Origin of the sequence: Methylovirgula sp. (assembly GCF_037200945.1) — a bacterium.
Taxonomy (GTDB): domain Bacteria; phylum Pseudomonadota; class Alphaproteobacteria; order Rhizobiales; family Beijerinckiaceae; genus Methylovirgula.
The window spans coordinates 2,907,884-2,934,191 of sequence record NZ_JBBCGP010000001.1 but is presented as its reverse complement, the minus strand read 5'-3'; the positions used below and the strand labels follow the sequence as shown (position 1 = coordinate 2,934,191).

Sequence of the window (26,308 nt, the reverse complement as noted above, 5' to 3'; positions counted from 1 at the left end):
CTTATGCTTGACGCGCGAAGCAAGCCCATCCTTGAAGTCAAGAACGTTAGCCAAAGCTATCGCACCGGCGCGGGCGAGGCCGGTGCGCAGGTTCTCGATAATGTCTCGATGAACCTGACCGAGGGCGAGATCGTCGGCCTGCTGGGACGTTCGGGTTCGGGAAAGTCGTCGCTTTTGCGCATCATTTCCGGACTTGCGCGCCCGACAGATGGCGAGGTCTTTTTCCGCGAGAAGCCCGTAACGGGGCCTTACGATTCCGTTTCGATGGTGTTCCAGAGCGCGGCATTGTTTCCGTGGCTCTCGATCCTCGCCAATGTGGAACTCGGTCTGCGCGCCAAGAAAGTACCGGAAGCCGAAGCACGGCCGCGCGCGTTGAAGGCGATCGACGTCATCGGCCTCGACGGCTTCGAATCCGCCTTTCCGAAAGAACTCTCCGGCGGTATGCGCCAGCGCGTCGGCTTCGCCCGCGCGCTCGTCGTCAACCCGACAATCCTCTTGATGGATGAGCCGTTCTCGGCGCTCGATGTCTTGACCGCCGAGACTTTGCGCACCGACTTGCTCGATCTCTGGGTCGAAGGTCGCATCCCCATCAAATCGATTTTGATGGTGACGCATAACATCGAGGAGGCGGTGCTGATGTGCAATCGCATCCTCGTGTTGTCGTCCAACCCCGGCCGCATCGCCGAAGAGATTCATGTCCATCTGCCCTACCCCCGCAATCGCCTTGCGCCGGAATTCCGCCAATTGGTCGATCGGATTTACGCGCTCATGACGCGGCGCCAGACAGCGGAGCCAACGACGCTCGGCCGCGACGGCACGTTCCCCGGCCTCGGTCTCGGCATGGCGCTGCCGGAAGTTTCGACCAACACCATGGCCGGTCTGATGGAGACGCTGGCCGCGCCGCCCTATAGCGGCCACGCCGACCTGCCGCCCCTCGCCGATTCTTTGCAGATGGCGATCGATGATCTCTTTCCCGTCGGCGAAACCTTGCAGCTCCTGCGCTTCGCCGAATTCGCCGAAGGCGACATCAAGCTGACGCCAGCGGGGGTGCGCTTCGCCGACTTGGATGTCGATGCGCGCAAGAAGCTCTTCGGCGATCATCTGCTCGCCTATGTGCCGCTGGCGACGCGCATCCGCAATGTGCTCGACGAGCGCCCGACACATTGGGCGCGGGCGGCGCGCTTTCTCGAAGAACTCGAAGATTACATGTCCGAGGAATATGCCGAGCGGACGTTGAAGAGCATCATCACCTGGGGCCGTTACGGCGAAATTTTCGCTTACGACGAGACCTCGGAAACCTTCTCGCTCGAAAACCCTGGCGAAACTACTTAAGCCCGAACCACAGCGTGGCAAACGTCAGGAACGAGCCGTAACCGACGCAATCGGTCACCGTCGTCACGAAGGCGCCGGACGATACGGCGGGATCGATCTTGAATCTGTGCAACGCCAGCGGGATCAGGATTCCGCCGAGCGCGCCGGCCAGCAGATTGGTCACCATCGCGAACGCGATGACGATGCCAAGTCCGGTGAGACCAAACCAGAATAAAGCGCCGATCCCCGTGATGATTCCAAACATCGCGCCGTTTAATCCGCCGACGATGACCTCGCGGACGATGACGCGCCAGGTGTTGAGTTTGGTCAGTTGCCGCGTCGCCAGCGCCCGCACGACGACGGTCATGGTCTGCGTCGCCGCATTGCCGCCCTGGCTTGCGACGATCGGCGCAAGAACCGCGAGCGCCACCATCTTTTGCAATTGATTTTGGAAGATGCCGAGCACCGACGAGGCGATGAAGGCGGTGATAAGATTGACGAAGAGCCAGAGGAATCGGCTTCTCGCCGTCCACCAGATCGAGTCCGATAATTCTTCCGATGCCGAAACGCCGCCGAGCGCCTTGATCTCTTCGTCGGCTTCTTCGCGGATGACGTCGACAATATCATCGATGGTGATGACGCCGACGAGCCTGTCGGCCTCATCAACAACGGCGGCGGATACAAGATTGTAGCGCTGAAACAGCCGCGCAACTTCTTCACGATCTTCATCGACGTTCACGCGCCGCCGATCCTGATCAAGGACATCACTTAGTTGCGCACGCGCGTTGACGCGCAATAATTGGTCGAGAAAAACGTTTCCGATCAGGTGATGACCTGGATCGACGACGAAGATTTCAAAGAATGCTTCAGGCAGATCTTCTTCGGGCGCATCACGCAGAAAATCGATCATCTGCCCCGCCGTCCAGAAGGGCGGCGCCGTCACCAGCGTCGTTTGCATCAGGCGACCGGCTGAATCTTCCGGATATTCGAGACTGCGTTGTAGTGCGACGCGCTCGACCGCCGGCATCGCTTGCAGGATTTCGCTCTGCTCCTGCGGCTCGAAATCTTCGAGCAGCACAAGCGCGTCGTCTGCCTCAAGTTCCGACATGCCTTCGGCGACGGTTTCTGTCGGCAGTTCTTCGAAAATCTGATCGCGGATGTTGGAGTCAAGTTCGGTCAGCGCCGCGAAATCGAAATCGCTGCCCATAAGCTCGATCAGCTTCGGCCGCGCCTCGCTGGGCAGATTTTCGATGAGCGTCGCGAGATCTGCCTCGTGCAACTCGCCTGCGAGACGGCGGACTTCGACCGGGTCTTCCGCCGCGACCGCATCGGCGACATCGGCAACGAATTCCGGCCGGATGACACCCTCGTCATTCTCGTCCGGCGCGATCTCCGCGAGATCGCCTCTTCCAGGCTCGTGATCGAAGTCGGTCATCTGCCAATCCTGACTCGCGCTCTATCGCCTGGCGGTTCATAAGGAGCCCGTTTCAGGAAGGCAAACCATGCTTTGCAAATTGGCGCGGCAATCCGGCGCCGCGGCCTTGATATTCGCTCTTGCCACCGTGAGCGCCACGGCGGCCGGCTGTGGACCCGACAAGCTTGGGACCGAGCGCACGCTGACGCTTTCGACCAATGGCGGCTTTGCGATCGGATTGCAGACCTATCCACGAACGCTCGCACTTGCCGATCACGAGGTCGTGCTGACATTCGACGATGGCCCCAGGCCGACGACAACGCCCCGCGTGCTCGATGCTTTGGCCAAGGAATGCGTCGAGGCAACGTTCTTCCTCATCGGCCGCAACGCGCAGGCCTATCCGGCGCTGGCGCGGCGCGAGGTCGCTGACGGCCATTCGATTGGCAATCATACGTTTTCGCATCCCGGCGGAACGCTGCGCTTGATGCGCGATGCCGCCGCCCGCGCCGATATCGACCACGGCTTCGCCGCCGATGAGCAGGCCGCATATGGCAGCGTCGGGGGTCAGATCAAATTCTTTCGCTTTCCGGGCTTTGCCGATACGCCAGCGCTCGTGAGCTGGCTTGAGAGCCGAAACATCGGCGTCTTCGGCTCCGATTTCTGGGCTTCGGACTGGCTTTTATTGACGCCGCAGGCCGAACTTGATCTTGTGCTGAAGCGGCTCGACCGCGCCAGGCGCGGCATTTTGCTGATGCACGATTCCCGCGCTTCGACGGCGGAAATGCTGCCGCAGCTTTTGCGCGCCTTGAAGCAGCGCGGCTACAAGATCGTGCATATCGCGCCCGGCCCCGACACGCCGGCGTTTCGCGCGGCGCCGCCCAGTTGGCGATCGGAGACCGAAGAGATTTTGGCGAAGATCATTCCAAGACTGGCCGGGCATAAAGTGCCCGGCACACACGAAGCGCAGACGCACACAACGCGCCTGCCGGAGCCTTAAAAGTCTAACGCCAAGCGGGATTGGCGTTGCCGCTGAACCGATGCAGGCGGCCGACAGAATCCCGCTCGGTCAAGGCGCCAAACACGAAGCCCAATGTCGCCCACATGATCGCCTGCATGGCAAGTGAATCGATGCGGAAGTGCCAGAGCACGACGGCCGGGAAATCGCTGGGGACTTCGTTGATCGGTGGCAAGAGCGCAGCGACGACAATCACGGCGACAATGTAGACGCCTGATGCGATCAACGCGGCCGTCCACGCCCCGTGTTTGGGTGCGAGGCGCTTGCGCAGGATCGCCGCGCCGACCATGGCCGCCACCGACAGGGCCATCATCGCAAAATAAAGCCCCGTGCGAATCCCGATCGTATCCGGGTGACCCACCGACGGCGGATTGGACGGGTATTTGAGATTCGGCACGATGTAGAGGCTGACAATGCCCGTCAGCCCCAGCAACGCCGCGACGGCGCGCGGACCGAGACCGCTGACGCGGCCGTAAGCAAACGCGAACACCAATGCGAACAGACCGCCGAACGCCGTGCAATAGGTCATGACGCCGGTGAGCAGGCCCCAACTCGCCTGCATCGGACGGCTGACAAGCTCCGGCTCTTCCATATCGTGAATGCCCTTGGCGAGATCGGCCTTCATCTTCGCCTCGTCCATCGCGCTTTCAAACGCGATGGCACGATCGACCTGTGGCTCGCCGAAAACCTTGGCGAACGTGAATACAAGAAGTCCCGCGAGGAAGCCGACAAGCATTCCCCGCACGAGAAGTGCGCTGACCATTGGAGACCCCTCTTAGTGGCAGGGGAAACCGAGAAGATGGCGGCTGTCGTGCACCCATTCGTGCACATACATGCCCTTGAAGATGGAGGTCGCCCCCTCTTCAGCGCCAACAAAATAGATGGCGAGCAGCATGAGTGCGCCGAAGATAAGCCACGGCAAAATCTCGCGAACCGGGATGGGCGCAGTCGTTGAACCGATTGTAATATCTGACATGATCACTCCCTGGGGATCCAGCGCCCCGATGAATGGATTGCTACGGCGAGGGTCTGACTTTCGATCACGGAAAATTCCGCTTTCGATTACAGTGGCGCGACCGTGCTGGACTTTCACCAGCTTCCACGTCCGTAGTCGCGCGGACGATAATGCGCTGAAGCCCGCTCTGTCAAACGGACAAGGGAAATGAGCTTGCGTCTCACATTCATTGCGCATGGCGCGACAAAGGCGACCCGTGCAGCGCTTTTTCCGTGCGATGAACCATTGGAGGCCGCAAGCGCAACAAAGGCGGCCGCACTCGCACCGCGCATAGGGCGCTCGGATGCTGCCTGGACAAGCCCCGCCCTGCGGGCCGTCCAGACAGCGGAGGCTTTAGGCCTCGCCGCCGAAGTCGATCCGTTGCTCGCGGATATCGATCTTGGAGATTGGGCTGGCAAATCCCTTGAGGAATTGGAAGCTGCCGATGCGGCTGGTCTCGCGCAATGGATAGAAGACCCGTCCGCCGCGCCACACGGCGGCGAATCTGTCACGCACTTGCTGACGAGAATTGCAAACTGGTTGGATAAAATCGGCGAAGGCGATGATCGAATCATCGCCGTGACCCACGCTTCTGTCATTCGCGCCGCCGCAATCGTCGCGCTCGACGCCAATCCAAAATCCTTTTGGCGAATCGATATCGCACCGCTCAGCTTTTCGCGTTTCCAGGCGCGTGGCGGCCGCTGGACAGTGCATAGCCTGAACGCCAGCGTTGACTGACTCTGATCAGCCTGACGCATCGCAGTATCGACATCCGCTTTGTGTGGCGGGGCACGCGCCGTCGGCCCTTCGCCTTGACCGCTACGACGATTGCTTCTCAAATCCCGCCGCCGGCAAGAACCGGAAAAAAGGGGAGAATGAAATGTCTGCTTTAGGACTCGTCGTTGAACTTGTCGCCGGCGCGATCGGCGGCAATGGTGTTGCCTCAGTCGCCAAGAACCTCAACTTGGGAACGCTGGGCAATTCGCTTGTCGGCGCCATCGGCGGCGCGGCCGGCACGTCCTTCCTCGGGATCATCATCCCGGCGCTGGAGAACGTCGGTCATGCGGATATCGGGACATTGGCGAGCCAAGCGGTCGGCGGCGGCGTCCTCGGCGCCGTGCTGACGGCGATCGTCGCGGCCATCCGCAACGCCAGTTCCGGTGCGCCCGCAGCCTAACCCTGCTTCAATCGATTTTTGTCTGAAAAATCAGGCCGAAAGCTAGTCGCCCATGCGGCCAAGAGGACGACGCAAAGTCCCGTGCAAGGTCCGATAGCGTTCTCGGGGTGTGCCAACTGCCTGTTGCACAGCCCGAGCGAAGCCTTATCCTGCTGCCCAGCGACCCGGCTCCTCGGCAAATTGCGGTCGAGAGTCTCTAATCGGCGACTCTTTGAGCCGTGATAATTTTGCGGCACCTATGGCCCAGCATCGCCCCACTCTGGGTTTTTGGCTGTTCACGGGTATCGCCGCGACAGCAGGCGTCGCATGCCTCTTGTTCGCGATAGACTCTTCAAGAGGCGACAAAGAAGCGGTCACGCAGAGCGATCCAGAGACACTTTGCGCTGAGAATTGGAAAATGTGTCGAGATAACGCCGATCTCGTCAACTATAGTTCAAAGGCTGACGATGCGAGGCATGCCTGCATTGCTGCCGTGAATGAGACCGGAAAATATGCCCACCCGAAATGGTGCAGTGGTTGGTTGTGCGAGGATTTCGCCAACTATGAAACAGGTACGAATGCACCGGATGACGGGTTGATCACTTTGATAGACGATCATGTCCAAATGCAAAATGGATTCGGTGCATGGGTCCGCTCTACCGCCTATTGCACGTACAACATCAGAACAGAGAAGATCGTCACCCTGAACATCGGCACAAATTAGCCGGTTTCAGGCTGGTCTCCCGCATTGCTTGGCGCAGGTTGAAGGAACGCGAGCGCCGCGCGTTTAGCGGAACTCGGCTGCTCCAAAGGGGAGATCGCAGCCATCACCGGCCATCCGGCCCCCAACCAGAATCAAAATTTACGCCCGCGGTGCGTGACGCAGGCTTATGGCAGCAAGTGCCATGGCCAAGCTCGCAGACACACTAAGCTCAATGAAAGAACCACGAACAAAAGTGTGCCGCGTAGCTTTTAGCTAAGACGAAGATGAAATAAATCGCTCTAAAATCAACGAGACTAAAATGAAATGGTGCGGCCAAGAGGACTCGAACCTCCACGGGTCTCCCCACTAGCACCTCAAGCTAGCGCGTCTACCAATTCCGCCATGGCCGCGGAAGGCCGGTGATCTAACAAACCCCCCCTGCTCTGACAAGGCTGGCGGGGACTTTTCCTGCCCTAGGGCGCTTGATTTTGCGTCGCCACGGCTCAAATTGCGCGAAAGACTTGTTTTATCTCCGTCGCGTGCGGAATTCGCGGCGCTTTCGAGCGACAAAGCATGAGCAGACCGCTTCCCCGTCAGGACATCGTCCGGAGTTTACGGAATCCCGTAAGCGGCCGGGTCGAATGGCGCGTGCTTGACGGGCTCACCAGCTACGACGATGCGCTGGCGATAATGGAAGGGCGTGTCGCGGCAATTGCGGCGGGAGAAGCCGCGGAGCAAGTGCTACTGCTCCAACATCCGCCGCTTTACACCGCGGGAACGTCGGCCGTCTCGTCAGCGGACGACCTGCTCCGCTTTCCGCTTCATAAAACCGGCCGTGGCGGCCAGATCACCTATCATGGGCCCGGTCAGCGGGTCGTCTATGTGATGCTCGATCTCGGCCGGCGCGGGCCGGATGTTCGTGCCTTCGTCGCCGCGCTGGAAGACTGGATCATCGCGGCGCTGGCGCATTTTGGCGTGCATGGGGCGCGGCGGGAGGATCGCGTTGGCGTCTGGGTTGCGCGCCCGGATAAGCCGCCCGGCGTAAATGGCGAACCCGCCGAAGACAAGATCGCCGCGATCGGCATCCGCGTGCGCCGCTGGGTGACCTTTCACGGCATCTCGTTGAATATCGCGCCGGAGCTTTCCCATTATGCCGCCATCACGCCCTGCGGCATTGCCGCCTCGCACCTCGGCCTCACCAGCCTGCGCGACCTCGGCGTGCCAGCGACACTGGCGGAGGTCGATGAAACTCTCCGCCGGACATTTGAAGCAACCTTCGGCGCCGCCCGCTGAATTTAGGCTGCTTTCAGCACTGAGGTTTCCTGCAACGCCTTGTCGAGCGCCGCCTGGCGCGCGTCGGGGCCGAGCTGGACGCCTTCGGCGACGATGAATTGCAGATTGGTGATGCCAACAAAAGAGAAGACCGAGCGCAGATAAGTCTCCACATGTTCAAGCGCGGCTGTCGGCTGGTCCGAACCGTAAAGATTGCCACGCGAAATAGCGATGATCACCCGCTTGCCGGGGATAAGGCCCTTCACGCCCTCGGGACCATAGCTGAAGGTCTTGCCCGGAACGATGACTCGGTCGATCCAAGCCTTGAGCTGGCTAGGGACGCCAAAATTATACATCGGCGCGCCGATCACGACGATATCGGCAGCCAGGAATTCGTCGAGAATAGCGTCGCTCGTCGCGCGGCCGGCGGCAAATTCCGGTGCGTCGCCGGCCAGGGCCGAAATCGGATGCGACGAGGGGAAATTGACTGGCGTGATATGATCCAGCGCGGCGCCGATGATATCGCGCTCGATGACCTGCAGGCCCGGATGCGTCTGGCGCAGGCGCTCGACGACAGCAGCAGTGATCACCCGGCTCACGGAATTCGGAGCGGTGATGCTCGAATCAATTTGTAGCAGTTTCATAGTCCACCTCGGTATTTGTTTGTAACCTGGACTAATTACGGTACTGCTGCTAAACCCCGCAAGGAGGCACATTTTTGGGTGTTGCAGACATGGACGTGACTATCGAACCGCCCGCCGTAGATCATTCCGACTGTCGCCGGGTGAGCCAGCTTCTCGCCCGCGTCGGCGATAAGTGGAGTGTGCTTATCATCATGACGCTTGCCGCGGGGCCGAAGCGCTTCAGCGAGATCAAGCGCAACGTCGATGCGATTTCTCAACGCATGCTGACACTGACCTTGCGCGGGCTCGAACGCGATGGCCTGGTAACCCGCAAGGTCTTTCCGACAATTCCGCCGAAAGTCGAATACAGGCTGAGTGAACTTGGCTGCTCGTTGTGCGAACCGGTGATGGCACTCGGCCAATGGGCGTTGGCGCATGTCGTGGAGATCGATGCGGCGCGCGAAAAATTCGACCGCGAGAGTGGCGCGATTTAAGGCCTATCTTGTCGGCAGCAGACGAAAGCCGCTGGGCGGCTCGCCCGAAGGCTCGTCTGGGTTTGGCTCATACACGCTGAGATCGGTCACGCGGGCATGATCCGGCCCGCGTCGACACGCGGCGACGAGAGAATCGACCGCGGACGTCGGGCCGGCAAAGAGCGCTTCGACATCGCCGTTCAGCCGATTACGAACCCAGCCTCTGACATCGAGACGTTTGGCTTCATGTTGAACAAAGGCGCGAAATCCGACGCCCTGCACGCGGCCTTGGACGCGAACGGCGACGATTTTTTCGATGCCGGTCATCTTTCGCAACTCATGAGTCAAAATGAGACAGAACACTTAACGCGCCACGCGTCTCATCGCATCCATTGTGCAATTTTACGGGCGTACTTGTGGATGCCGCCTCGTATCAACACACAATCTAGCCCGGAACAAACCGCCAATTCTTGATGATCAGTGATTCGTCGCTGGTATGTTCGTGCTTTCGCCAAGACTTTAACGGAAAGAGATGCGAGCGACCTGCGGTTCGAGTCGTCAGTATCAAACGTAAAGGCGAATATTTAGATGCGCGGATAAAATCTGCCGTGGTCTTCATGATTCAAAACGGGACAAAACACTTAACGCACCTGATATGCGATTGCATCCACAGCGCGATTTTACGAGCGGGCTTGTAGGCATCGCCTCGCTCCAGCACACGATCTAGTCCGGAACAAACCGCCAATTTTTGACAATCAATGATTCGTCGCTGATATGTTCGTGCTTTCGTCGAGATATTAACGGGAAAAGGGACATGTCTCGCTTTGTCGATCGCTTGGATGCTCTCGATCAGAGTCGCCAGCGTCGAAGGTAAATGCAGATTCATAGCTGCGCGGATCAAGTCCGCCTTCGCCCCTTATGATTCAAAACGGGACAGAACATTTAACGCACCGAGTTTTTGATCGCATACACAGTGCGATTTTACGAGCGGGCTTGTAGGCATCGCCTCGCTCCAGCACACGATCTAGTCTGGAACAAACCGCTAATTCCCGACGATCAGTGATTCGTCGCTTGTATGTTCGTGCTTTCGCCAAGACATTAACGTGGACGACGCTCGAATGAACTCGATACCGACTCTGAAACGCAAAACACCACCCAGCGGATAGCTGGATGGCGAACTCGCAACCCGAAGAATTGTTGTCGCGCGTCTAATCGCGTTGGCGCTTCTTGTAATCGGCGATGTAAAGCGCGGCGATCTGTTTGTCCGTGTCGTCTGCCGCGGCATTGGCCTTTTGATAAAGGTCGAAGATCCACTGATCTTTCTTGTCAGGCGTTGCCGATTGCTGCGCCAATGTCAGCCACATCAGGCCGAGACCGCGTTGCCGCGCGACGCCCTCGCGTCCCGTGAACAGCAATTGCCCGAGAAGCGCCTGCGCTTCGATATGGTTTTTCTCGGCTGCAAGATGCAGCCAACGCGCCGCCTGCCCGGCATCGCGCGTGACACCAACGCCATCGAGATACATGCGCGCGAGATTATATTGTGCATCGGCATTGCCGAAATTGGTCGCCGCATACTGGAACATCTCGAGCGCGCGCATCGGATCGGACATCACATGCGTGTTCGGAATTCCGTTCAGGCTATAGGCGCCGACGGCCACAAACGCGCTCGACACCACCGCGCGCTCGCGCAGCGAGGAATCGTCTTCGTCGTAATTTTCGACAATCTGCTCGAAATAATCGTAGGCCTTCTCGTCGTCCTGCGGGACGCCGTCGCCGTTGGCGTACATTTTCGCGAGCTTCCAGCGGGCAAGCGACTCGCCCCCGGCCGCGGCATATTTCAATGCTTCGAGTCCCGAGCGGGAATCGCCGGTTTTGAAATCCTCAAGCCCGGCTCGCAACGCAGCCTCGGGATCCTTGAAAATCTGCAGCGGCATCTTGTCGACGCTCGTCGAGGATTGCGGCGTGCCATCGAAAGCAACGGTCACCCGCGGCGCGGCGACCAACGTCGCGAAAAACGCCACAGCCGAGAGGGCGATGAGGCTCGGTCTAGCTATCTGCATAGCATTCAACCTCGCCCGCGCCGCCCGGCTGAGTCACGGCGCCATAACGCGCCGAACCGACCTGCTGCGCATATTTCCAAATCGCGCCGGAACCGTAGTTGGTTGACCGCGGCGTCCAGGATTTCTTGCGTTCCGCGAGTTCCTCGTCGGACAGTTTGACCTCGATCGTGTGATTGATTGCGTCGATGCGGATGATATCGCCATCGCGCAGAAGCGCGATCGGACCGCCGATGGCGGCTTCCGGCCCAACATGACCGATGCAGAATCCGCGCGTCGCGCCAGAGAAACGTCCGTCGGTGATCAGCGCGACTTTGTTGCCCATACCCTGCCCGTAGAGCGCGGCGGTCGTCGACAACATCTCACGCATACCCGGGCCGCCGCGTGGGCCTTCGTAGCGGATCACGAGCACGCAGCCCGGTTCGTAGCGGCGATTCTCGACCGCGTCGAAACATGCCTCTTCGCTGTCGAAGCAGAGAGCCGGACCTTCGAAAACGAGGTGGTCCTTCTCCATACCCGCGACCTTCACGATGGCGCCTTCCGGGGCCAGATTACCCTTCAGGCCAACGACACCGCCGGTCGGGCTCAACGGCTTATCGGCGGGATAGACGACGACCTGATCCGGATTCCATTTCACACTGGCGAGATTTTCCGCGATCGTGCGCCCGGTGACCGTCAGGCAGTCGCCGTGCATGTAGCCATGATCGAGCAAGGTCTTCATCAAAAGCGGAATGCCGCCGACCTCGAACATGTCCTTGGCGACATATTTGCCGCCCGGCTTCAGGTCGGCGATGTAAGGCGTGCGCTGGAAGACGTCCGCTACGTCGAACAGATCAAAATCGATACCGCACTCATGCGCGATCGCCGGAAGATGCAGCGCAGCATTGGTCGAACCGCCCGAGGCGGCGACGACGGCAGCGGCATTTTCCAACGCCTTGCGGGTGACGATGTCGCGCGGACGGATATTGCGGGCGACCAGATCCATCACCATTTCGCCGGCCATTGTGCAGAACCGGTCGCGGATTTCATAAGGCGCCGGCGCCCCCGCCGAATAAGGCAGCGCGAGGCCGATCGCCTCCGAGACGGTCGCCATCGTATTGGCGGTGAATTGCGCGCCGCACGCACCGGCGGATGGGCACGCAACCATCTCGAGTTCGTCGAGATCGGCACCCGATATCGCGCCGACGGAATATTTGCCGACGGCTTCGAAGAGATCCTGGACCGTTACCTGTTGACCGCGGAAATTGCCCGGCAGGATCGAGCCGCCGTAGATGAAAATCGACGGCACGTTGAGGCGCAGCATCGCCATCATCATGCCCGGCAAGGACTTGTCGCAACCGGCAAGGCCGACCAACGCATCGTAGCAATGCCCGCGCATGGTGAGTTCGACTGAATCGGCGATGACTTCGCGCGAAACGAGCGAAGCCTTCATGCCCTGATGGCCCATGGCGATGCCATCGGTGACGGTGATGGTGCAGAACTCGCGCGGCGTTCCGTTCGCGGCGGCAACGCCCTTCTTCACCGCCTGCGCCTGCCGCATCAGCGAAATGTTGCAAGGCGCGGCTTCATTCCAGCAGGAGGCGACGCCAACGAGCGGTTGATGAATTTGTTCGCGCGTCAGTCCCATGGCATAGAGGTAGGATCGGTGCGGTGCGCGCTCCGGCCCTTCCGTCACATGGCGGCTGGGAAGTTTCTGCTTATTGATAGCGCGCGCTTCCAACTCAGAATCCCGATAATTCGACTTGTGAACGACAGCCTTTCGACGACAGATTGATCGATGCCGTCTGGCGCCACGCGGAGCGCGCGGGCGATGACTCCCGGTTACGAACTTCGCTTAAAAACAAGTTCTGCAGATGTAATTCCGCACCCAACTTCGCGTCCTTCGAATGATTTCAACTAGCCGCCGGTTTATGGCTGAAAAGCGGCTATATTCTCCCTTGCATCGCATCTGAAGAAGATGCTTCCGAGCTGTTGCCCTAATGCAACGACTCTTGAAACGCAGCTAAGGGCCAACGCGCAAAACTGCGCGGGCCCCCAAATTCACGACTTATGGTAACCGAATGCCGGTTAGTCCGGCTTGCCCCGCCGGCCGCTCATCTCGCTGCCGTCCAGGAAACGGGCGAAGGCTGCGAGCGCAGTATCGGAGACATGGTGCTCAATACCCTCGGCATCAAGCTCCGCGCAGTGCTCTGGCACACCAACGGCGATGAGAAGATCGACAACGAGACGGTGGCGGTCCCGGACCTTCACGGCGAGTGCCAAACCTTCCGGCGTCAGGAACACGCCGCGGTAGAGTTTGGAGGTCGCAAGGCCTTCGCGTTTCAGCCTGGCGATGCTCTTGATGGCTGTGGCGTGCGACACGCCAAGGCGGCGGGCTATGTCCGTCGGACGTGCCTCGCCTTCGGACTTCAGAAGGTCGTCGATCAGCTCGACATAATCTTCGAGGATCGCCGTCGCCTGGGCGGAACGTGCCTTGCCGAACCGTTCCGCCTGATCGGCCTCCGACGGCAGGCGAATGCGCTCCTTCGATGCGGGAACTGACTTTTCAACCATCTCGAACCTTCATCGGCGACCGCCGGCGACTCTGCACTTTCCAGCCGCGTGGTTCAACGCGATTGCGATCTGAAGCTGGGGGTGTCTTTTGTCGTCGGGGCTATGCGGCAGTGGCAAGAAGACGGCCCTCGCTAACCGCCACCCGGATCAGTTTGGCGAATTATCCGCATGGCAGAGCTTCGGCATTGTCGGCGCATTGAACTTGTCGAGCTGGCCGCACGACGTGCAGCCGCTGACAAAGAGCGACAAAGCAACAATTGCGGCGAGCGCGAGAATGCGAATTGGCACCGTTATCCCCCCTAAATCACACGCCAAACTAGCATAAGCCCGATTTTTTTGCACCTGCGCGAGCATTGACCGATTTTGTAGAGTTAAATTGCATTTCCGAGACTGAATTGAACAAGTATTAACCCAGCTCGGATAGATTAAATTCAAATTGGTCTAGAGTTTTTGAAATGCACCGGAGTCTGCAATGCAGGAGCATAGAACTACCGAACGCGTCAGGAGCTTTCTGCGAGCCCAAATCGTTTTCAATAATCGCATGACGACGATCGAGTGCATTATCAAGAATTATTCGGCGGCGGGCGCAAAAATCGCGCTCAACGACACGCTCACCGTGCCGACCGAATTCGATGTCTATATCCCTGCCAAGCACCGCAATCATCATGCGCGACTCGTATGGCGCGATAAGGATTCAATTGGCGTGAACTTCGTCGAAGCTGGGGCCGCAGTCGCGACGAAGACGCCAGCGGACCGCCTGCGCGAGCTTGAATTGCAAAACGCCGAACTCAAGAGTCGCGTGCGTGAACTATCCAAGAGACTGGAAGACCTTGGCCAGGATCCGAATATCGCGGCCTGAGCTCCGTACGTTCATTCCATTTCCCGCACGCGCCCATCGTCCAGCGTAACTCTGCGCGTCATCTGCGCCGCCAGTGCCTGGCTGTGCGTTGCAACCAGCGTCGCCAAGCCGGTCGCCTGAACCAGCGTTTCGAGCGACGCGAAGACATGATCCGCCGTATGCGGGTCGAGGTTGCCCGTCGGCTCATCCGCGAGAAGGAGGCCCGGCGCGTTGGCGACGGCGCGCGCAATCGCGACCCGCTGCTGTTCACCACCCGATAATTCGGCCGGCCGGTGCTTCGCGCGCGCCGCGAGTCCAAGATAATCGAGAAGTTCGAGCGCGCGCACCTCCGCCTTACGCCGCGAGAGGCCGGCGATCATTTGCGGCAGCATGATATTCTCGATGGCCGAGAATTCCGGCAGGAGATGATGAAACTGGTAGACGAAGCCGATGGCGTTGCGGCGCAGCGCCGTGCGCGAATCGTCGGAAAGGCGGGTCGTCGCCACGCCGTTAATGAAGACTTCGCCACCGTCCGGGCGTTCGAGCAGACCAGCGATATGCAGAAGCGTGGATTTGCCGGTGCCGGACGGCGCGACCAGGGCCACGGACTGCCCGGGAAAGAGCGCAAAATCCGCGTCGGCCAGCACGGAAAGCGCCTCTTCGCCTTGCTTGTAGACGCGGGTGATGCCCTTGAGCTGAAGAACGGGTTCGCTCATGTCACTCGTAACGTAGGGCTTCGACAGGATCGAGCTTGGCCGCCCGCCAGGACGGGTAAAGCGTCGCCAAAATCGACAGGGCCAGCGTCATGCAGACCACGGTTGCGACATCGCGCGGATCGACCACCGAGGGCAGCCGCGACAGGAAATAAAGTTCCGCCGGGAAGAGATTGGCGTGAAGCACGTGGTTGAGAAATTGCCGGATCGGTTCGACGTTTTCGGCGACGAGGAGGCCGAGCAGAAATCCGGCAAGCGTCCCCACAATGCCGATCGACGCACCGGTGATCAGGAAGATGCGCATGATCGCGCCGCGCGTCGCGCCCATTGTGCGCAGGATCGCGACATCATGGCTTTTGTCCTTCACCAGCATGATGAGGCCGGAGATGATGTTGAGCGACGCAACAAGCACGATCAGGGTGAGGATGATGAACATCACGTTGCGCTCGACATTGAGCGCATCGAAAAAGGTCTTATTGCGCTCGCGCCAATCGGTTATGATGATTGGTCGCGTCACCGTCGTTTCAATCTTATCGCGGATCGCATCGATGTTCTCGGGATCGCGCAGGAAGAGTTCGACAACGCTGACCTGTTTGTCGAGATTGAAAAAGGCCTGCGCTTCCGGCAACGGCATATAGACGAAAATGCCGTCGAATTCGGCCATGCCGATCTCGAAGATCGCGACGATCTTATAGGCTTTGACGCGCGGCGCGACACCGAAGGGCGTTCGCGCGCCATTGGCCGTCATGATCTTGATCTTGTCGCCGACGCGAACATTGAGGCTTTCGGCAAGGCGCTGGCCGATGGCGACGCCATCGTTCGCATCGAATCCGTCTAATGTGCCGGCACGGATATTTCCCGAGACACCAGGCAGATGCTTGATGTCGGCTTCCTGAATGCCGCGAACCAGAATACCGCTGCCGTTTTGCGCGAAGTCGGACGCGCCGAAGGCGGCGCCCTCGACCATCGGAATTGCGAGATCGACGCCCGGCACTTTCTCAACCTGCTTGGCGACCTGATTGTAATCGGTCAGCGGCGCGTCCGCCGCCTGCAAGAAGATATGGCCGTTGATACCAACAATCTTGTTCAGCAGATCGCGATGAAAGCCGTTCATTACCGACATCACGACGATCAGGGTCGCAACGCCAAGCATGATGCCGAGAAAGGAAAATCCGGCGATGACGGATACGAAGCCGCTGGAGCGCCGCGCCCTCAAATAGCGCGTCGCAATCGTCCATTCAAACGGCGCAAACATAGCCATCAGGCGCTTATCCCTCGCGCGGTTCAGCCGGCAAACCGGGAAACGACAGCTTCGAGGGAAAGGTTTTCGCGGGCGCCGGTGCTGCGGGTTTTCAATTCGACCTGTCCCTCGGCAAGGCCTTTCGGCCCGATGATGATCTGATACGGCAAGCCGATGAGATCAAGGCGGGCAAACTTCCCCCCCGGCCGCTCGTCCGTATCGTCATAAAGCACGTCAATCCCGGCTTTTTGGAGGGCGTCGTAGATTTTTAGCGAGGCCGCGTCGGTTGCTGCGTCGCCGACCTTGAGATTGGCGATACCGACACGGAAGGGCGCCACCGATTCGGGCCAGATGATGCCCGCTTCGTCATGCCCCGCCTCGATCAGCGCGCCGACGAGACGCGAGACGCCGACGCCATAGGAGCCGCCGAGAACCGGACGCTCGACCCCGTCCGGCCCGGTGACGACAGCCTTCATCGGCCTCGAATATTTATCGCCGAAATAGAAAACCTGGCCGACTTCGATGCCGCGCTTCTGCAAGCGCTTGTCCGCCGGTGTCTCGCGCTCGAACCGCGCGTTGTCATGCACGTCGTCGGTCGCCGCATAGAGCGACGTCCATTGGTCGATGATGGGCGTGAGGTCTGAGTCATAATCGACGTCGGCCGGCGGGATCGGCAGGTCGAGCACATCGGAATTGATAAAGACGCCCGATTCGCCGGTGTCGGCGAGGATGATGAATTCGTGGCTCTGATCACCGCCGATGGGGCCTGTCTCGGCCCGCATCGGGATGGCCTTGAGGCCCATGCGGGCGAAGATGCGCAGATAGGTAACGAACATGCGCTGATAGGAGCGCCGTGCTGCCGCCTCGTCGATATCGAAGGAATAGGCGTCCTTCATCAGGAATTCACGCCCGCGCATGACGCCGAAGCGCGGCCGCTGCTCGTCGCGAAACTTCCATTGAATATGATAGAGGTTCTTCGGCAGGTCGCGATAGGAGCGGACAGAGGCGCGGAAGATTTCCGTGATCATGTCCTCGTTGGTCGGCCCGTAGAGCAATTCGCGCTCGTGCCGGTCCTTGATCCGCAACATCTCGGGGCCGTAGGCATCGTAACGGCCCGTCTCGCGCCAAAGGTCGGCGAGTTGCAGCGTCGGCATCAGCAGTTCGATCGCCCCGGCCCGGTCCATCTCCTCGCGGACAATCTTCGCCACCTTCTCCAGGACACGAAAGCCGAGCGGCAACCACGCGTAAATCCCCGCCGCCTCCTGCCGGATCATGCCGGCGCGCAGCATCAGCCGGTGCGAGACAATCTCGGCTTCTTTCGGATTTTCGCGGAGGATCGGCAGGAAATAGCGGGAAAGACGCATTCAGATTGCACTGCTAGGCTGGAGGGACTAGGTCGCGTTCATGATTTGGATCGATTCGATCCAAATCATGAACGCGACCGAATTCTAGACACTTAGAGCGGGATTCACGCGAAAAACCGGCATCCACCTTTTCGCATCCTGCTCTGACAGGCCGCAATAGCTTGCGGCGGCGGCTGAAACAATCCGAAAGGGGCGCAAAAGGCAATATGGCCGCGATCGAACCCGTCTCGGCTGAGGTCGCAGTAACTTCATCCAACACCGGCACGTATCAAGACAGTCAGCCACGATAGTCGGCGCCCCCGCGCGCATGGGACTGTGCGTCGTCGCGTAGAAGGAGAGCATCATGTCGGAACCGGAGCATCTCGACGTCTTGGTCCTCGGGAGTGGACAGGCAGGCAATTTGATGGCCTGGCACATGGCGCGATCGGGATACCGAACCGCTTTGGTTGAACGCCGGTGGATCGGCGGCTCCTGTCCCAACATCGCCTGCATGCCGAGCAAGAACGAGGTTTGGAGCGCTCGGGTCGCTCATCTCGTCCGTAACGCCGGACACTTCGGCACGCTCACGACGCCGGGCCAAATCGACATGGGCCAAGTCCGCCAGCGGAAACGCGACATGGTGAGCGGCGAGGTCGCCGGATTCTTGGAGGGTTTCAAATCGAGCGGCGCCGAACTCATCCGCGGGAGCGGCCGTTTTACTGGTCCTAAAATGCTTGAGGTGCAGCTCAACGACGGCGGCACACGCTTTCTGACGGCCGACAAAGTGTTTCTCAATATTGGCACGCACAGCGCCATGCCGGATGTTCCCGGCCTTGAGGCCGCGAAGCCCCTCACTCACATCGACATTCTCGAAATCGATTATGTGCCGCCACATTTGATTGTTCTTGGCGGCGGCTATGTCGGTCTTGAGTTCACACAGGCTTATCGGCGGTTCGGCAGCGCGGTGACGGTCATCGACGCCGGGCCTCAGATCATCAGCCGCGAGGACGCCGATAGCGCCGAAGCCATTGCTCGAATTCTCAGCGGCGAAGGCATCCGGATTTTAACTGGCGCTAAAATCCTCAAGGTCGAGGGATCGTCCGGCAAAGCTGTCACCCTCACGCTGCAAACAGGCGACGGTGAAGAGCGGATCGAAGCGAGCGATATCCTCGTCGCCACGGGCCGCGTCCCCAACACAGCCGGCATCGGTCTCGAGGACACAGGCGTGGCTTTGGACGAGCGCGGCTATATCCGCGTCAATGAACGATTGGAGACCAGTACGCCTGACGTTTGGGCGCTGGGCGAATGTGCTGGAAGCCCGCAATTCACGCATGTGTCGGTCGACGATTTTCGTATCGTCAAAGACAATCTGGCCGGCGGCACGCGCAGCACAAAAGATCGCCTCGTACCCTACTGTCTTTTCACCGATCCGCCGTTGGCGCATGTCGGACTAAGCGAACGCGACGCACAGCGTCAGGGCGTTTCCGTCCGCGTGGCCAAATTGCTGACGCACGCCGTGCTGCGTGCCCATACGACAGATGAGAAGCTTGGATTTCTGAAAGTCCTGATCGACGACAACGATCACATCGTCGGCTTCACGATGATCGGCGCAGAGGCCGGTGAAGTAATGGCCGCAGTGCAGACAGCGATGTTGGCTGGCCTGCCCTATCCCAAGCTGCGCGATGCCGTGATCGCACATCTGACGATGGCGGAAGGACTCGGCCCGCTACTAGGCAACGTGCCGGCAAAAGCGTCGGTGCCTGAGTTCGCCTAAATGGCGAGATGCGCGTGCGCGCCGTTGCCAGCCGCAACACCGGGCCGCAGCGCTGCTGAAAGCTGGAAGAAATTGGCGATCATCTGCGCAAGATGATCGACCGCCCCGCTGCGCACCGAGCCTCGCCGCAACACGAATTCGAAATCCGGCAGCGGTGGCAGCGCCGCCGCGCTCCCAATGGGTTTGAGCGCCTCCGGCAGGCTGCTTTCCGGAAAGATCGTGATCGCGAGGCCCGCGTCGAGCGCCGCAAGGATGCCGGCGATCCCCGAGCTTTGAACCGCGACCGTCCAGGGGCGTCCTACGCGATCGAGCCGATCGAGAACCACCTGCCGCCAGCGGCAATTTGCCGGGTAAAGCGCGAGCGGTGCCGGCTCGTCCGGATCGAGCTGCATGGTTTGACCGGCGGCCCAAATGCGCTTCTCGCGCGACAGCGCGATTCCGTCGCCCTCGCCAATCTCCCGGCTCAAAATTGCGAGATCGAGCTCGTCTGCTTCAAGCATGGCGGCGATATCGGGGCCAATGCCCAGTTCGACTTGCAACCGCAGCGCCGGATATTGCGCCGAAAACTCCCGGAGCAATGACGACAGCGTCTGCAGGTCGAAATATTCCGGCGCGCCGATGCGGATCAAGCCACCGGCATCCCCACCCAGGCGGCGCTCGGCCTCTTTATGCAGGGCGAGAATGCGCCGGGCGTAGGAGAGCAGAACCTCGCCCTGCTCTGTCGGACTGACGCCCTGCGGCTCACGCCGGAGCAATTGCGCGCCGACCCGCTCTTCGAGGCGCTTAACGTGCAGGCTGACCGCGGATTGGGTGAGGTTCACCACGCGCGCCGCCTTGGTGAAGCTGCCCGCGTCGCAGACGGCCGCGAAAGTCCGCAGAAGGATCGTGTCGTAAAGCATCGGCAGCTGCCGCTCCACCATGCCCATAAGCCGGGCTCATCGCGCGCATGACGCATCTTCGATATCCGCGCGGAGAGGCAAATGTATAGTTTCCCGCCTTGAGACGCCATTGACAGTGCGGGCGCTGATCAGGAGACGAAGAGCATGAAATTGCGCGGCAAAAGGCCGATTGCCCTGATTTTATTCGCAGTCCTGACCGCCGGGCCAGGACTTGCGCAGAGCGTGAAGCCCGAAGCTATACCGCCTGATCCGGAAGCCGAATCCCAGGCTGCGATGAAAGATAAAGTGCATGACCCGCGCGTTGAAAAATCGCAAAAGGGGGGCAACGATTGGGGCATGTGGGATATCGGGCGTCCGCATCCGATGCAGGGCAAAGGCGAATTTGGCGGCGCCGACGCAATCGGCGTCGCCGCGGGCAAACTCATTCCGACGGATTGTTCGCTCTATTGGAACGACCCCGACAGCCACAAAATTCTGTGCTTCTCGTCGCAGGCCTCGCTGGTCTATTTCCTTGATGCGCCGGGGATCAACAAAGCCCGCGCCGAAAAGCGCTGGCGCGAGATGGGCAAGAAGCCGGCGAGTTAGACCTGGGGACGCTGCCGCAAAGCACGCCCCAGCGCCATCAGCGGAAAACACTGACGATATAAATCGTAGCGCAGCATGAACGCGCGAGAGAGTTCCGGTCCCTGCATCAGCCGCTCGCGCAGCAAAGGTGAGTCGAGCTTGATCGTCTGGCCGACGCCGTAACCGGGAAAGCCGGTGCCGGTGTATTCCGGCTCGATCCAGGTTCCGTCCGTTTGATGTCGCATGAGGAAGAGGCAGCCGTTTTCGATGGCTGCGCGATCCTGCGGACGATCGACAGCCAAAAGCGCCATGAGTGCCCAGGCCGTCTGCGAGGCCGTCGGATTGCCGTGACCTGCCGCGGCGCGATCCATATAAGACGCGCAGCTTTCGCCCCAGCCGCCGTTTTCCTGCTGCCGGGCGACGATCCAGTCGCAGGCGCGCGCGATATAGGGTTGGTTCATGTCCTCGCCCATTGCGGCCAAGGCCGGAAGCACGGCGCCCGTCCCGTAAATATAATTGACGCCCCAACGTCCGAACCAGGCGCCGTCCGGCTCCTGCTCGCGCCTCAGATATTCCAGCGCGCTGACGATCGTCGGGTGGGAGCGCGGGAGGCCAAGCTTACCGAAGGCCTCAACGACATGCGCCGTGACATCGACGGACGGCGGATCGAGCGCCTCACCAAAGTCGCAGAAGGGAATTTTGGTCAGAATCTCTTTGTTGTTGTCCTTATCGAAGGCACCCCAGCCGCCACCCTCACTCTGCATACCGACCAGCCAGTCAATGCCGCGCTGGATCGCATCCTCGATGCCGCGCTCACGCCATTTCGGCTCGTTGCGGAATGGCGCCAGCGCGATCAGCGCGACCGCCGTATCGTCGACATCCGGGTAGAAATTGTTGGCGTATTCAAAGGCCCAGCCGCCGGGCTGGACATGCGGCAGCTTGATCGACCAATCGCCGGGGACGCGAACCTGCCGGTCGAGCACCCATTGCACTGCCTTCTCGACCGGTTCCGGATGCTCTTCCAGCATCCCGGCATCGTCGAAGGCCATGACGGTGAGAATCGTATCCCAGACGGGACTGTTAGTCGCTTGAATCCAGGTCGCCTCGCCGCGATCCACGCGCCACGCGGGTTCGTCGAGCGCCGCAAGGCTCCGGGCAATCACCGGATGATCGACGGCATAGCCTTCCGTATAGAGCGCCATAACGCTGTAGATCCACGGCGGCTGGATGCCGCCCCAGGCCCCGTCGGAATCCTGATGACGGATGACCCATTCTAGGACATGGCGGACGGCACCGTTACGCTGCAGATTCCAGCCCCGTTTGTGTCCGAAATTCTGCAGGACGTGCAACGCGTGCTCGGCGCCGCGGAAGAATTTGTCCCACGCTCCAGCGCCGGCCTTGGCGGGCAATTCGTAATCGAACTTGTCACGGCCCTCCGGGAACAGCGCGTCAAGCCGGTTTTCGGGTGCGAACGGACGGCTCGGCCGGCGCGCCGACAGAATCGACAGCGGCATCAACGTCGCCCGCGCCCATTGCGCGAAATTATAGATCGAGAACGTGAACCACTTGGGAAACCAGATAACCTCCGGCGGAATGTTCGGGGTCTTTTCCCACGGCCATTCGCCCATCAACGCGAGCCAATAGCGGGTAAACACCCGGGCGTTGCGCAGGCCACCCTTGCTGGCGATCCACGCCCGCGCCCGCTCAAGCGCCGGTTCGTCGTCACGATGACCCATCGAGCGCAGCGCGGCATAGGCCTCGACGGTGGTGTTGATGTCGCCGTTCGGGGCGCCGCGATAGATTTCCCAGGCGCCATCGGGACGCTGGGTTTCAAGGATCGCCTGGGCCAGACGCGGCCGCAACGGATGATTTTCGAGGCCCACGAACCAAAGCGCGAGGCACCATTGCGCCTCCATACAGGCGTTCGATTCGGCGCGGCCGACCCAATGCCCGTCCGGCTTCTGGTGCTCGACGAGCCAGTCGGCCGCAGCCCGGACGGCGGCCCGCAAGGCCGGCCCGTTATCCTCGCGGCTCGTATCGCCGAGGCTCTCGACCGCGAAACTCTTGGCTTGCTGCACGTTCATCTTTGAAAGGGATTCTCCCGCGAAGGCGAAGACCGACTGCAATATGTCATTTTGCTCTGCGGTGCAAAATTTTGCACCTCAACTCACATTTCAGAACTCTCAGTGATTTGATCGGGTTGAAGCCGGTTCGGGGGAGCGGCGCCCTATTCCACTGTCACGCTCTTTGCCAGATTGCGCGGCTGGTCGGCGTTTTTGCCCATGAAAACCCGCCGGGAATAGGCCAGCAATTGCAGCGGCGCGGCATATCGGCAGGACACCAATTTTAATTCGTCAGGCTTCAATAATAACCTTGAGTGCGTGCGTATCCGCGGCTTTCGAGAAAGTCTCATAAGCATCGAGGATATGGCCAAGCTTGAATCTGTGCGTAATCAACTTCTTCGGATCAAGCTTCCCTGCCACCACCGTCTTCAACAACATCGGCGTCGTCACCGTATCGACGAGCCGCGTCGTTATACTGATGTTCTGGGACCACAACCGTTCCAGATGAAGATCAACTTTAACGCCATGAACCCCGACATTGGCGATGGTGCCGCCTGGCGCGACGATATTTTCGCAGGTGATGAATGAAGCGGGCACGCCCACCGCTTCGATTGCCGCATCGACCCCACGGCCGCCGGTTATCTCCATCACGACGTCGGCGGCATTACATACATTCGCATTGATGGTCGCGGTTGCGCCGAATTGCCTCGCAACACCCAAGCGGTTGTCATCGAGGTCGATGACAATAATTTCGGCAGGGGAATAAAACTGCGCCGTGAGCAGTGCCGCGAGCCCGATCGGCCCGGCGCCGACAATCGCCACCGAACTTCCGGGCGCGATTTTTCCATTCAGGACACCACATTCGAATCCTGTTGGGAGAATATCGCTCAGCATCACCAAGGCTTCTTCGTCGATCCCTTCAGGCAAACGATAAAGACTGGTGTCGGCATGAGGAATGCGCACATATTCGGCCTGCGTTCCGTCGATCTCATTGCCAAGGATCCAACCACCCGTCGTGCAATGCGAATACATCCCGCGCCGGCAATATTCACAGCGGCCGCAGGCGGTGATGCAGGAAATCAAGACTCGATCACCGGGTTTGAATGTTGTTACACCGGCACCAACCTGCGTAATAACGCCCACGCCCTCATGGCCCAGAATTCGCCCCGGCGTACAGGTCGGCACATCGCCTTTGAGGATATGTAAATCCGTTCCGCAGATCGTCGTCTTGGCGACTTTCACAATCGCGTCCGTCGGCGAGTTGATCTCCGGCATCGGCCGCTCTTCCAGAGATTTACGCCCCGGTCCTTGATAGACGAGTGCCTTCCCCGGCTTTCTCCCTCGCGCGAAATATACATGGTGCAGTTTCGTCGGGAGCCGGGCACGCGCCTTGATTTGGGTCATATTCCCCAAACAGGGTCACAGACGGACTTGGATTCGTACGGCGCCTATTCCACCGTCACGCTCTTTGCCAGATTGCGCGGCTGGTCGGCGTCTTTGCCCATGAAAACCGCCGTGTGATAGGCGAGCAATTGCACCGGGATGGCATAGACGAGCGCGGAGAAATCCGGCGCCATTTTCGGCATGGCGATCACATCGGCCGGCACACCGAGTTCGTGCGCGGCCTCGGGCTCCGACACCAGAATGATGCGGCCGTTGCGCGCCGCGACCTCTTGCACATTGGAGAGCGTCTTCTCGAACACGCGGTCGCGCGGCGCGAGCACGATCACCGGCAGATCGGAATCAACGAGCGCAATCGGCCCATGCTTCAACTCACCCGCCGCATAGCCTTCAGCGTGGATGTAGGAAATTTCCTTGAGCTTCAGCGCGCCTTCCAGCGCCAGCGGATAGGACGTGCCGCGGCCGAGATAAAGCACATCGCGCGCCTTGCTGAGATCGCGCGCCAGCAGCTCGACTTGCGCCTCATGCTTCAAGGTTTCGGCGATGAGGCCGGGCACCGCCGTGAGTTCGGCGACGAGCCGCGCCTCCTCCTTCGCGTCGATGGTCCCGCGCGCCTTGGCGAAGGCGAGCACGAGACACGCCAGCAGCGCCAATTGGCACGTGAAAGCCTTCGTCGATGCGACACCGATCTCCGGCCCCGCCAGCGTCTGCGCCGCGACGTCGCTTTCGCGCGCCATGGTTGAGGTCGGGACGTTCACGACGCTGAGGATTTTCTGGCCCTGCGACTTGGCGTAGCGCAGGCTTGCGAGCGTATCCGCTGTTTCGCCCGATTGCGAGATAAGCAGCATCAGGCCGCCCTTCTGCATCGGCGCCTCGCGATAGCGAAATTCGGAGGCGACTTCGATCTCGACCGGCAGTCTGGCAATCCGCTCGAACCAATAGGATGCGACGAGGCCAGCCATATAGGCCGTGCCGCAGGCCGCAATCGTGAGCCGTGGCAGCGTCGCGGCATCGACCGGCAGTTCGAATGGCAGCGATACGGTGCCAGACGAAAGATCGAGGAAATGCGACAACGTGCGGCCGACGACTTCCGGCTGCTCATGGATTTCCTTGGCCATGAAGTGCCGATAATTGCCCTTATCGAACAGAAAGGCGGACGCCGGCGTGGTGATGCGCTTGCGCTCGACGGGCCGATTGGCGGCGTCAAAGAACTTGGCGCCCTGACGCGTCAGCACCGTGTAGTCGCCTTCTTCGAGATAGACGAGTTGATCAGTCAGCGGCGCGAGCGCGATGGCATCCGAGCCGAGATAGACCTCGCCCTCGCGTTCGCCCGTGCCGAAACCGACGGCAAGCGGGGCGCCCTCGCGCGCGCCGATCAGAAGATTGTCCTGGCCCTCGAACAGGAATGCGAGCGCGAACGCGCCTTTCAGCCGCGGCAGGCACTCGGCGACAGCCTCGATCGGCGAAAGGCCTTGCGCCAGAGATTCACCGACAAGATGCGCGACGACTTCGGTGTCTGTCTCGGATTCAAAAGCATGACCTTTGGCGCTCAGTTCCTCGCGCAGAGCCCGGAAATTCTCGATGATGCCGTTGTGGACGACAGCGACCTTGCCATTGCGATGCGGGTGGGCATTTTCCGGCGTCGGCTTGCCGTGCGTTGCCCAGCGGGTATGACCAATGCCGGCATGGCCGTGCAGCGGCTCCTTGGCGAGGAGGGCTTCGAGATTCTTGAGCTTACCCGCCGCGCGCCGGCGCGTCAGCTTGCCCTCCTCGAGGGTGGCGATTCCGGCGGAATCATAGCCGCGATATTCGAGCCGGCTCAAGGCTTCGACGATGGCTCCGGCGACAGGGCCGTGCCCGAGAATACCGACAATCCCACACATGGTTCAAACTTTCCGGCTC

General features: G+C 60.3%; 26 protein-coding genes, 1 tRNA gene and 1 riboswitch. Of the genes, 10 read left to right on the top strand and 17 right to left on the bottom strand.

Annotation, left to right across the window (positions count from 1 at the left end; translation table 11 throughout):
- Positions 1-3: 3 nt before the first annotated feature.
- Positions 4-1,332, top strand: coding sequence for a nitrate/sulfonate/bicarbonate ABC transporter ATP-binding protein (locus WDN02_RS14245; RefSeq protein WP_337294122.1), 1,329 nt, complete (start codon positions 4-6; stop codon positions 1,330-1,332).
- Here the strand turns inward: WDN02_RS14245 and mgtE are convergent.
- Positions 1,325-2,746 carry a magnesium transporter gene (gene mgtE, locus WDN02_RS14240; RefSeq protein WP_337294121.1) on the bottom strand — a complete coding sequence of 474 codons (1,422 nt, stop codon included), beginning with the start codon at positions 2,744-2,746 and terminating at the stop codon, positions 1,325-1,327. The two genes, WDN02_RS14245 and mgtE, sit on opposite strands and share 8 nt — an antisense overlap.
- A 67-nt stretch (positions 2,747-2,813) precedes the next feature.
- Between mgtE and WDN02_RS14235 the strand changes: the two genes are divergently transcribed.
- Positions 2,814-3,722 carry a polysaccharide deacetylase family protein gene (locus tag WDN02_RS14235; protein WP_337294120.1) on the top strand — a complete coding sequence of 303 codons (909 nt, stop codon included), beginning with the start codon at positions 2,814-2,816 and terminating at the stop codon, positions 3,720-3,722.
- Positions 3,723-3,726: 4 nt separating this feature from the next.
- On the opposite strand, the gene WDN02_RS14230 is transcribed toward WDN02_RS14235, so the two are convergent.
- Positions 3,727-4,503 carry a CbtA family protein gene (locus tag WDN02_RS14230; RefSeq protein ID WP_337294119.1) on the bottom strand — a complete coding sequence of 259 codons (777 nt, stop codon included), beginning with the start codon at positions 4,501-4,503 and terminating at the stop codon, positions 3,727-3,729.
- Positions 4,504-4,515: 12 nt separating this feature from the next.
- Positions 4,516-4,716: a CbtB-domain containing protein gene (locus WDN02_RS14225; RefSeq protein ID WP_337294118.1), complete on the bottom strand. Its 201-nt coding sequence runs from the start codon at positions 4,714-4,716 to the stop codon at positions 4,516-4,518.
- Positions 4,717-4,742: 26 nt separating this feature from the next.
- Positions 4,743-4,880: riboswitch (cobalamin riboswitch) on the bottom strand.
- 22 nt (positions 4,881-4,902) lie between these two features.
- Between WDN02_RS14225 and WDN02_RS14220 the strand changes: the two genes are divergently transcribed.
- The 3 genes from WDN02_RS14220 (at position 4,903) to WDN02_RS14210 (ending at position 6,614) form a co-directional block, all read left to right on the top strand.
- Positions 4,903-5,472, top strand: coding sequence for a histidine phosphatase family protein (locus WDN02_RS14220; RefSeq protein ID WP_337294117.1), 570 nt, complete (start codon positions 4,903-4,905; stop codon positions 5,470-5,472).
- 142 nt (positions 5,473-5,614) lie between these two features.
- The gene (locus WDN02_RS14215) at positions 5,615-5,911 is read left to right on the top strand and encodes a hypothetical protein (protein ID WP_337294116.1); all 297 of its coding nucleotides are present in this window, start codon (positions 5,615-5,617) and stop codon (positions 5,909-5,911) included.
- 211 nt (positions 5,912-6,122) lie between these two features.
- Positions 6,123-6,614 (top strand): hypothetical protein, encoded by a 492-nt coding sequence (locus WDN02_RS14210; RefSeq protein WP_337294115.1) that lies wholly within the window; start codon positions 6,123-6,125, stop codon positions 6,612-6,614.
- Positions 6,615-6,918: 304 nt separating this feature from the next.
- On the opposite strand, the gene WDN02_RS14205 is transcribed toward WDN02_RS14210, so the two are convergent.
- A tRNA-Leu gene (locus WDN02_RS14205) sits at positions 6,919-7,003 on the bottom strand.
- A gap of 163 nt (positions 7,004-7,166) precedes the next feature.
- Here WDN02_RS14205 and lipB point away from each other — a divergent pair.
- Positions 7,167-7,886: a lipoyl(octanoyl) transferase LipB gene (lipB, locus tag WDN02_RS14200; RefSeq protein WP_337294114.1), complete on the top strand. Its 720-nt coding sequence runs from the start codon at positions 7,167-7,169 to the stop codon at positions 7,884-7,886.
- Between the two features lie 2 nt (positions 7,887-7,888).
- Here the strand turns inward: lipB and WDN02_RS14195 are convergent, their stop codons facing one another.
- Positions 7,889-8,509 (bottom strand): NAD(P)H-dependent oxidoreductase, encoded by a 621-nt coding sequence (locus WDN02_RS14195; RefSeq protein WP_337294113.1) that lies wholly within the window; start codon positions 8,507-8,509, stop codon positions 7,889-7,891.
- 89 nt (positions 8,510-8,598) lie between these two features.
- On the opposite strand from WDN02_RS14195, the gene WDN02_RS14190 reads away from it, so the two are divergent.
- Complete coding sequence (locus WDN02_RS14190; RefSeq protein WP_337294948.1) at positions 8,599-8,982, top strand: helix-turn-helix domain-containing protein; 384 nt, start codon at positions 8,599-8,601, stop codon at positions 8,980-8,982.
- Positions 8,983-8,985: 3 nt separating this feature from the next.
- On the opposite strand, the gene WDN02_RS14185 is transcribed toward WDN02_RS14190, so the two are convergent.
- The 5 genes from WDN02_RS14185 to WDN02_RS14165 all read right to left on the bottom strand — a co-directional run bounded on the left by WDN02_RS14185 (position 8,986) and on the right by WDN02_RS14165 (position 13,859).
- Positions 8,986-9,288, bottom strand: a complete 303-nt coding sequence (locus WDN02_RS14185) for an acylphosphatase (protein WP_337294112.1) — start codon at positions 9,286-9,288, stop codon at positions 8,986-8,988.
- Positions 9,289-10,169: 881 nt separating this feature from the next.
- On the bottom strand, positions 10,170-11,021 hold the full coding sequence (locus WDN02_RS14180) for a tetratricopeptide repeat protein (RefSeq protein WP_337294111.1): 852 nt from the start codon (positions 11,019-11,021) through the stop codon (positions 10,170-10,172).
- On the bottom strand, positions 11,008-12,738 hold the full coding sequence (ilvD, locus tag WDN02_RS14175) for a dihydroxy-acid dehydratase (RefSeq protein WP_337294110.1): 1,731 nt from the start codon (positions 12,736-12,738) through the stop codon (positions 11,008-11,010). Before ilvD ends, WDN02_RS14180 begins: the two co-directional genes overlap by 14 nt.
- Positions 12,739-13,085: 347 nt before the next feature.
- Positions 13,086-13,571: a manganese-binding transcriptional regulator MntR gene (gene mntR, locus WDN02_RS14170; RefSeq protein ID WP_337294109.1), complete on the bottom strand. Its 486-nt coding sequence runs from the start codon at positions 13,569-13,571 to the stop codon at positions 13,086-13,088.
- Between the two features lie 147 nt (positions 13,572-13,718).
- On the bottom strand, positions 13,719-13,859 hold the full coding sequence (locus tag WDN02_RS14165) for a hypothetical protein (protein WP_337294108.1): 141 nt from the start codon (positions 13,857-13,859) through the stop codon (positions 13,719-13,721).
- Between the two features lie 184 nt (positions 13,860-14,043).
- On the opposite strand from WDN02_RS14165, the gene WDN02_RS14160 reads away from it, so the two are divergent.
- A complete protein-coding gene (locus WDN02_RS14160; RefSeq protein WP_337294107.1) occupies positions 14,044-14,430 on the top strand; it encodes a PilZ domain-containing protein in 387 nt (128 codons plus the stop codon).
- Between the two features lie 11 nt (positions 14,431-14,441).
- Here WDN02_RS14160 and WDN02_RS14155 read toward each other — a convergent pair whose 3' ends face one another.
- The 3 genes from WDN02_RS14155 to WDN02_RS14145 are packed head-to-tail and all read right to left on the bottom strand — an operon-like array spanning position 14,442 to position 17,726.
- The gene (locus WDN02_RS14155) at positions 14,442-15,125 is read right to left on the bottom strand and encodes an ABC transporter ATP-binding protein (RefSeq protein ID WP_337294106.1); all 684 of its coding nucleotides are present in this window, start codon (positions 15,123-15,125) and stop codon (positions 14,442-14,444) included.
- 1 nt (position 15,126) lies between these two features.
- On the bottom strand, positions 15,127-16,383 hold the full coding sequence (locus WDN02_RS14150; protein ID WP_337294105.1) for a lipoprotein-releasing ABC transporter permease subunit: 1,257 nt from the start codon (positions 16,381-16,383) through the stop codon (positions 15,127-15,129).
- 23 nt (positions 16,384-16,406) lie between these two features.
- Positions 16,407-17,726 carry a proline--tRNA ligase gene (locus tag WDN02_RS14145; RefSeq protein WP_337294104.1) on the bottom strand — a complete coding sequence of 440 codons (1,320 nt, stop codon included), beginning with the start codon at positions 17,724-17,726 and terminating at the stop codon, positions 16,407-16,409.
- A gap of 343 nt (positions 17,727-18,069) precedes the next feature.
- Here WDN02_RS14145 and WDN02_RS14140 point away from each other — a divergent pair, with 343 nt between their 5' ends.
- Positions 18,070-19,479 carry an FAD-dependent oxidoreductase gene (locus WDN02_RS14140; RefSeq protein WP_337294103.1) on the top strand — a complete coding sequence of 470 codons (1,410 nt, stop codon included), beginning with the start codon at positions 18,070-18,072 and terminating at the stop codon, positions 19,477-19,479.
- Here the strand turns inward: WDN02_RS14140 and WDN02_RS14135 are convergent.
- A complete protein-coding gene (locus WDN02_RS14135; protein ID WP_337294102.1) occupies positions 19,476-20,399 on the bottom strand; it encodes a LysR substrate-binding domain-containing protein in 924 nt (307 codons plus the stop codon). The two genes, WDN02_RS14140 and WDN02_RS14135, sit on opposite strands and share 4 nt — an antisense overlap.
- 123 nt (positions 20,400-20,522) lie before the next feature.
- Here WDN02_RS14135 and WDN02_RS14130 point away from each other — a divergent pair, with 123 nt between their 5' ends.
- Positions 20,523-20,963, top strand: coding sequence for a hypothetical protein (locus WDN02_RS14130; RefSeq protein WP_337294101.1), 441 nt, complete (start codon positions 20,523-20,525; stop codon positions 20,961-20,963).
- On the opposite strand, the gene shc is transcribed toward WDN02_RS14130, so the two are convergent.
- From shc to glmS, 3 genes are all read right to left on the bottom strand, one after another.
- Positions 20,960-23,026, bottom strand: coding sequence for a squalene--hopene cyclase (gene shc / locus WDN02_RS14125; protein WP_337294100.1), 2,067 nt, complete (start codon positions 23,024-23,026; stop codon positions 20,960-20,962). The two genes, WDN02_RS14130 and shc, sit on opposite strands and share 4 nt — an antisense overlap.
- A 270-nt stretch (positions 23,027-23,296) precedes the next feature.
- Positions 23,297-24,280, bottom strand: a complete 984-nt coding sequence (locus WDN02_RS14120) for a zinc-dependent alcohol dehydrogenase family protein (RefSeq protein ID WP_337294099.1) — start codon at positions 24,278-24,280, stop codon at positions 23,297-23,299.
- Between the two features lie 173 nt (positions 24,281-24,453).
- Positions 24,454-26,289, bottom strand: coding sequence for a glutamine--fructose-6-phosphate transaminase (isomerizing) (glmS, locus tag WDN02_RS14115; protein ID WP_337294098.1), 1,836 nt, complete (start codon positions 26,287-26,289; stop codon positions 24,454-24,456).
- Positions 26,290-26,308: the final 19 nt, after the last annotated feature.

Coding starts and splice junctions, on each gene's coding strand:
- WDN02_RS14245 (WP_337294122.1), top strand. CDS start 4: ATGCTTGACGCGCGAAGCAAGCCCATCCTTGAAGTCAAGAACGTTAGC.
- mgtE (WP_337294121.1), bottom strand. CDS start 2,746: ATGACCGACTTCGATCACGAGCCTGGAAGAGGCGATCTCGCGGAGATC.
- WDN02_RS14235 (WP_337294120.1), top strand. CDS start 2,814: ATGCTTTGCAAATTGGCGCGGCAATCCGGCGCCGCGGCCTTGATATTC.
- WDN02_RS14230 (WP_337294119.1), bottom strand. CDS start 4,503: ATGGTCAGCGCACTTCTCGTGCGGGGAATGCTTGTCGGCTTCCTCGCG.
- WDN02_RS14225 (WP_337294118.1), bottom strand. CDS start 4,716: ATGTCAGATATTACAATCGGTTCAACGACTGCGCCCATCCCGGTTCGC.
- WDN02_RS14220 (WP_337294117.1), top strand. CDS start 4,903: ATGAGCTTGCGTCTCACATTCATTGCGCATGGCGCGACAAAGGCGACC.
- WDN02_RS14215 (WP_337294116.1), top strand. CDS start 5,615: ATGTCTGCTTTAGGACTCGTCGTTGAACTTGTCGCCGGCGCGATCGGC.
- lipB (WP_337294114.1), top strand. CDS start 7,167: ATGAGCAGACCGCTTCCCCGTCAGGACATCGTCCGGAGTTTACGGAAT.
- WDN02_RS14195 (WP_337294113.1), bottom strand. CDS start 8,509: ATGAAACTGCTACAAATTGATTCGAGCATCACCGCTCCGAATTCCGTG.
- WDN02_RS14190 (WP_337294948.1), top strand. CDS start 8,599: ATGGACGTGACTATCGAACCGCCCGCCGTAGATCATTCCGACTGTCGC.
- WDN02_RS14185 (WP_337294112.1), bottom strand. CDS start 9,288: ATGACCGGCATCGAAAAAATCGTCGCCGTTCGCGTCCAAGGCCGCGTG.
- WDN02_RS14180 (WP_337294111.1), bottom strand. CDS start 11,021: ATGCAGATAGCTAGACCGAGCCTCATCGCCCTCTCGGCTGTGGCGTTT.
- mntR (WP_337294109.1), bottom strand. CDS start 13,571: ATGGTTGAAAAGTCAGTTCCCGCATCGAAGGAGCGCATTCGCCTGCCG.
- WDN02_RS14160 (WP_337294107.1), top strand. CDS start 14,044: ATGCAGGAGCATAGAACTACCGAACGCGTCAGGAGCTTTCTGCGAGCC.
- WDN02_RS14155 (WP_337294106.1), bottom strand. CDS start 15,125: ATGAGCGAACCCGTTCTTCAGCTCAAGGGCATCACCCGCGTCTACAAG.
- WDN02_RS14150 (WP_337294105.1), bottom strand. CDS start 16,383: ATGGCTATGTTTGCGCCGTTTGAATGGACGATTGCGACGCGCTATTTG.
- WDN02_RS14145 (WP_337294104.1), bottom strand. CDS start 17,726: ATGCGTCTTTCCCGCTATTTCCTGCCGATCCTCCGCGAAAATCCGAAA.
- WDN02_RS14140 (WP_337294103.1), top strand. CDS start 18,070: ATGTCGGAACCGGAGCATCTCGACGTCTTGGTCCTCGGGAGTGGACAG.
- WDN02_RS14135 (WP_337294102.1), bottom strand. CDS start 20,399: ATGGTGGAGCGGCAGCTGCCGATGCTTTACGACACGATCCTTCTGCGG.
- WDN02_RS14130 (WP_337294101.1), top strand. CDS start 20,523: ATGAAATTGCGCGGCAAAAGGCCGATTGCCCTGATTTTATTCGCAGTC.
- shc (WP_337294100.1), bottom strand. CDS start 23,026: ATGAACGTGCAGCAAGCCAAGAGTTTCGCGGTCGAGAGCCTCGGCGAT.
- WDN02_RS14120 (WP_337294099.1), bottom strand. CDS start 24,280: ATGCCGGAGATCAACTCGCCGACGGACGCGATTGTGAAAGTCGCCAAG.
- glmS (WP_337294098.1), bottom strand. CDS start 26,289: ATGTGTGGGATTGTCGGTATTCTCGGGCACGGCCCTGTCGCCGGAGCC.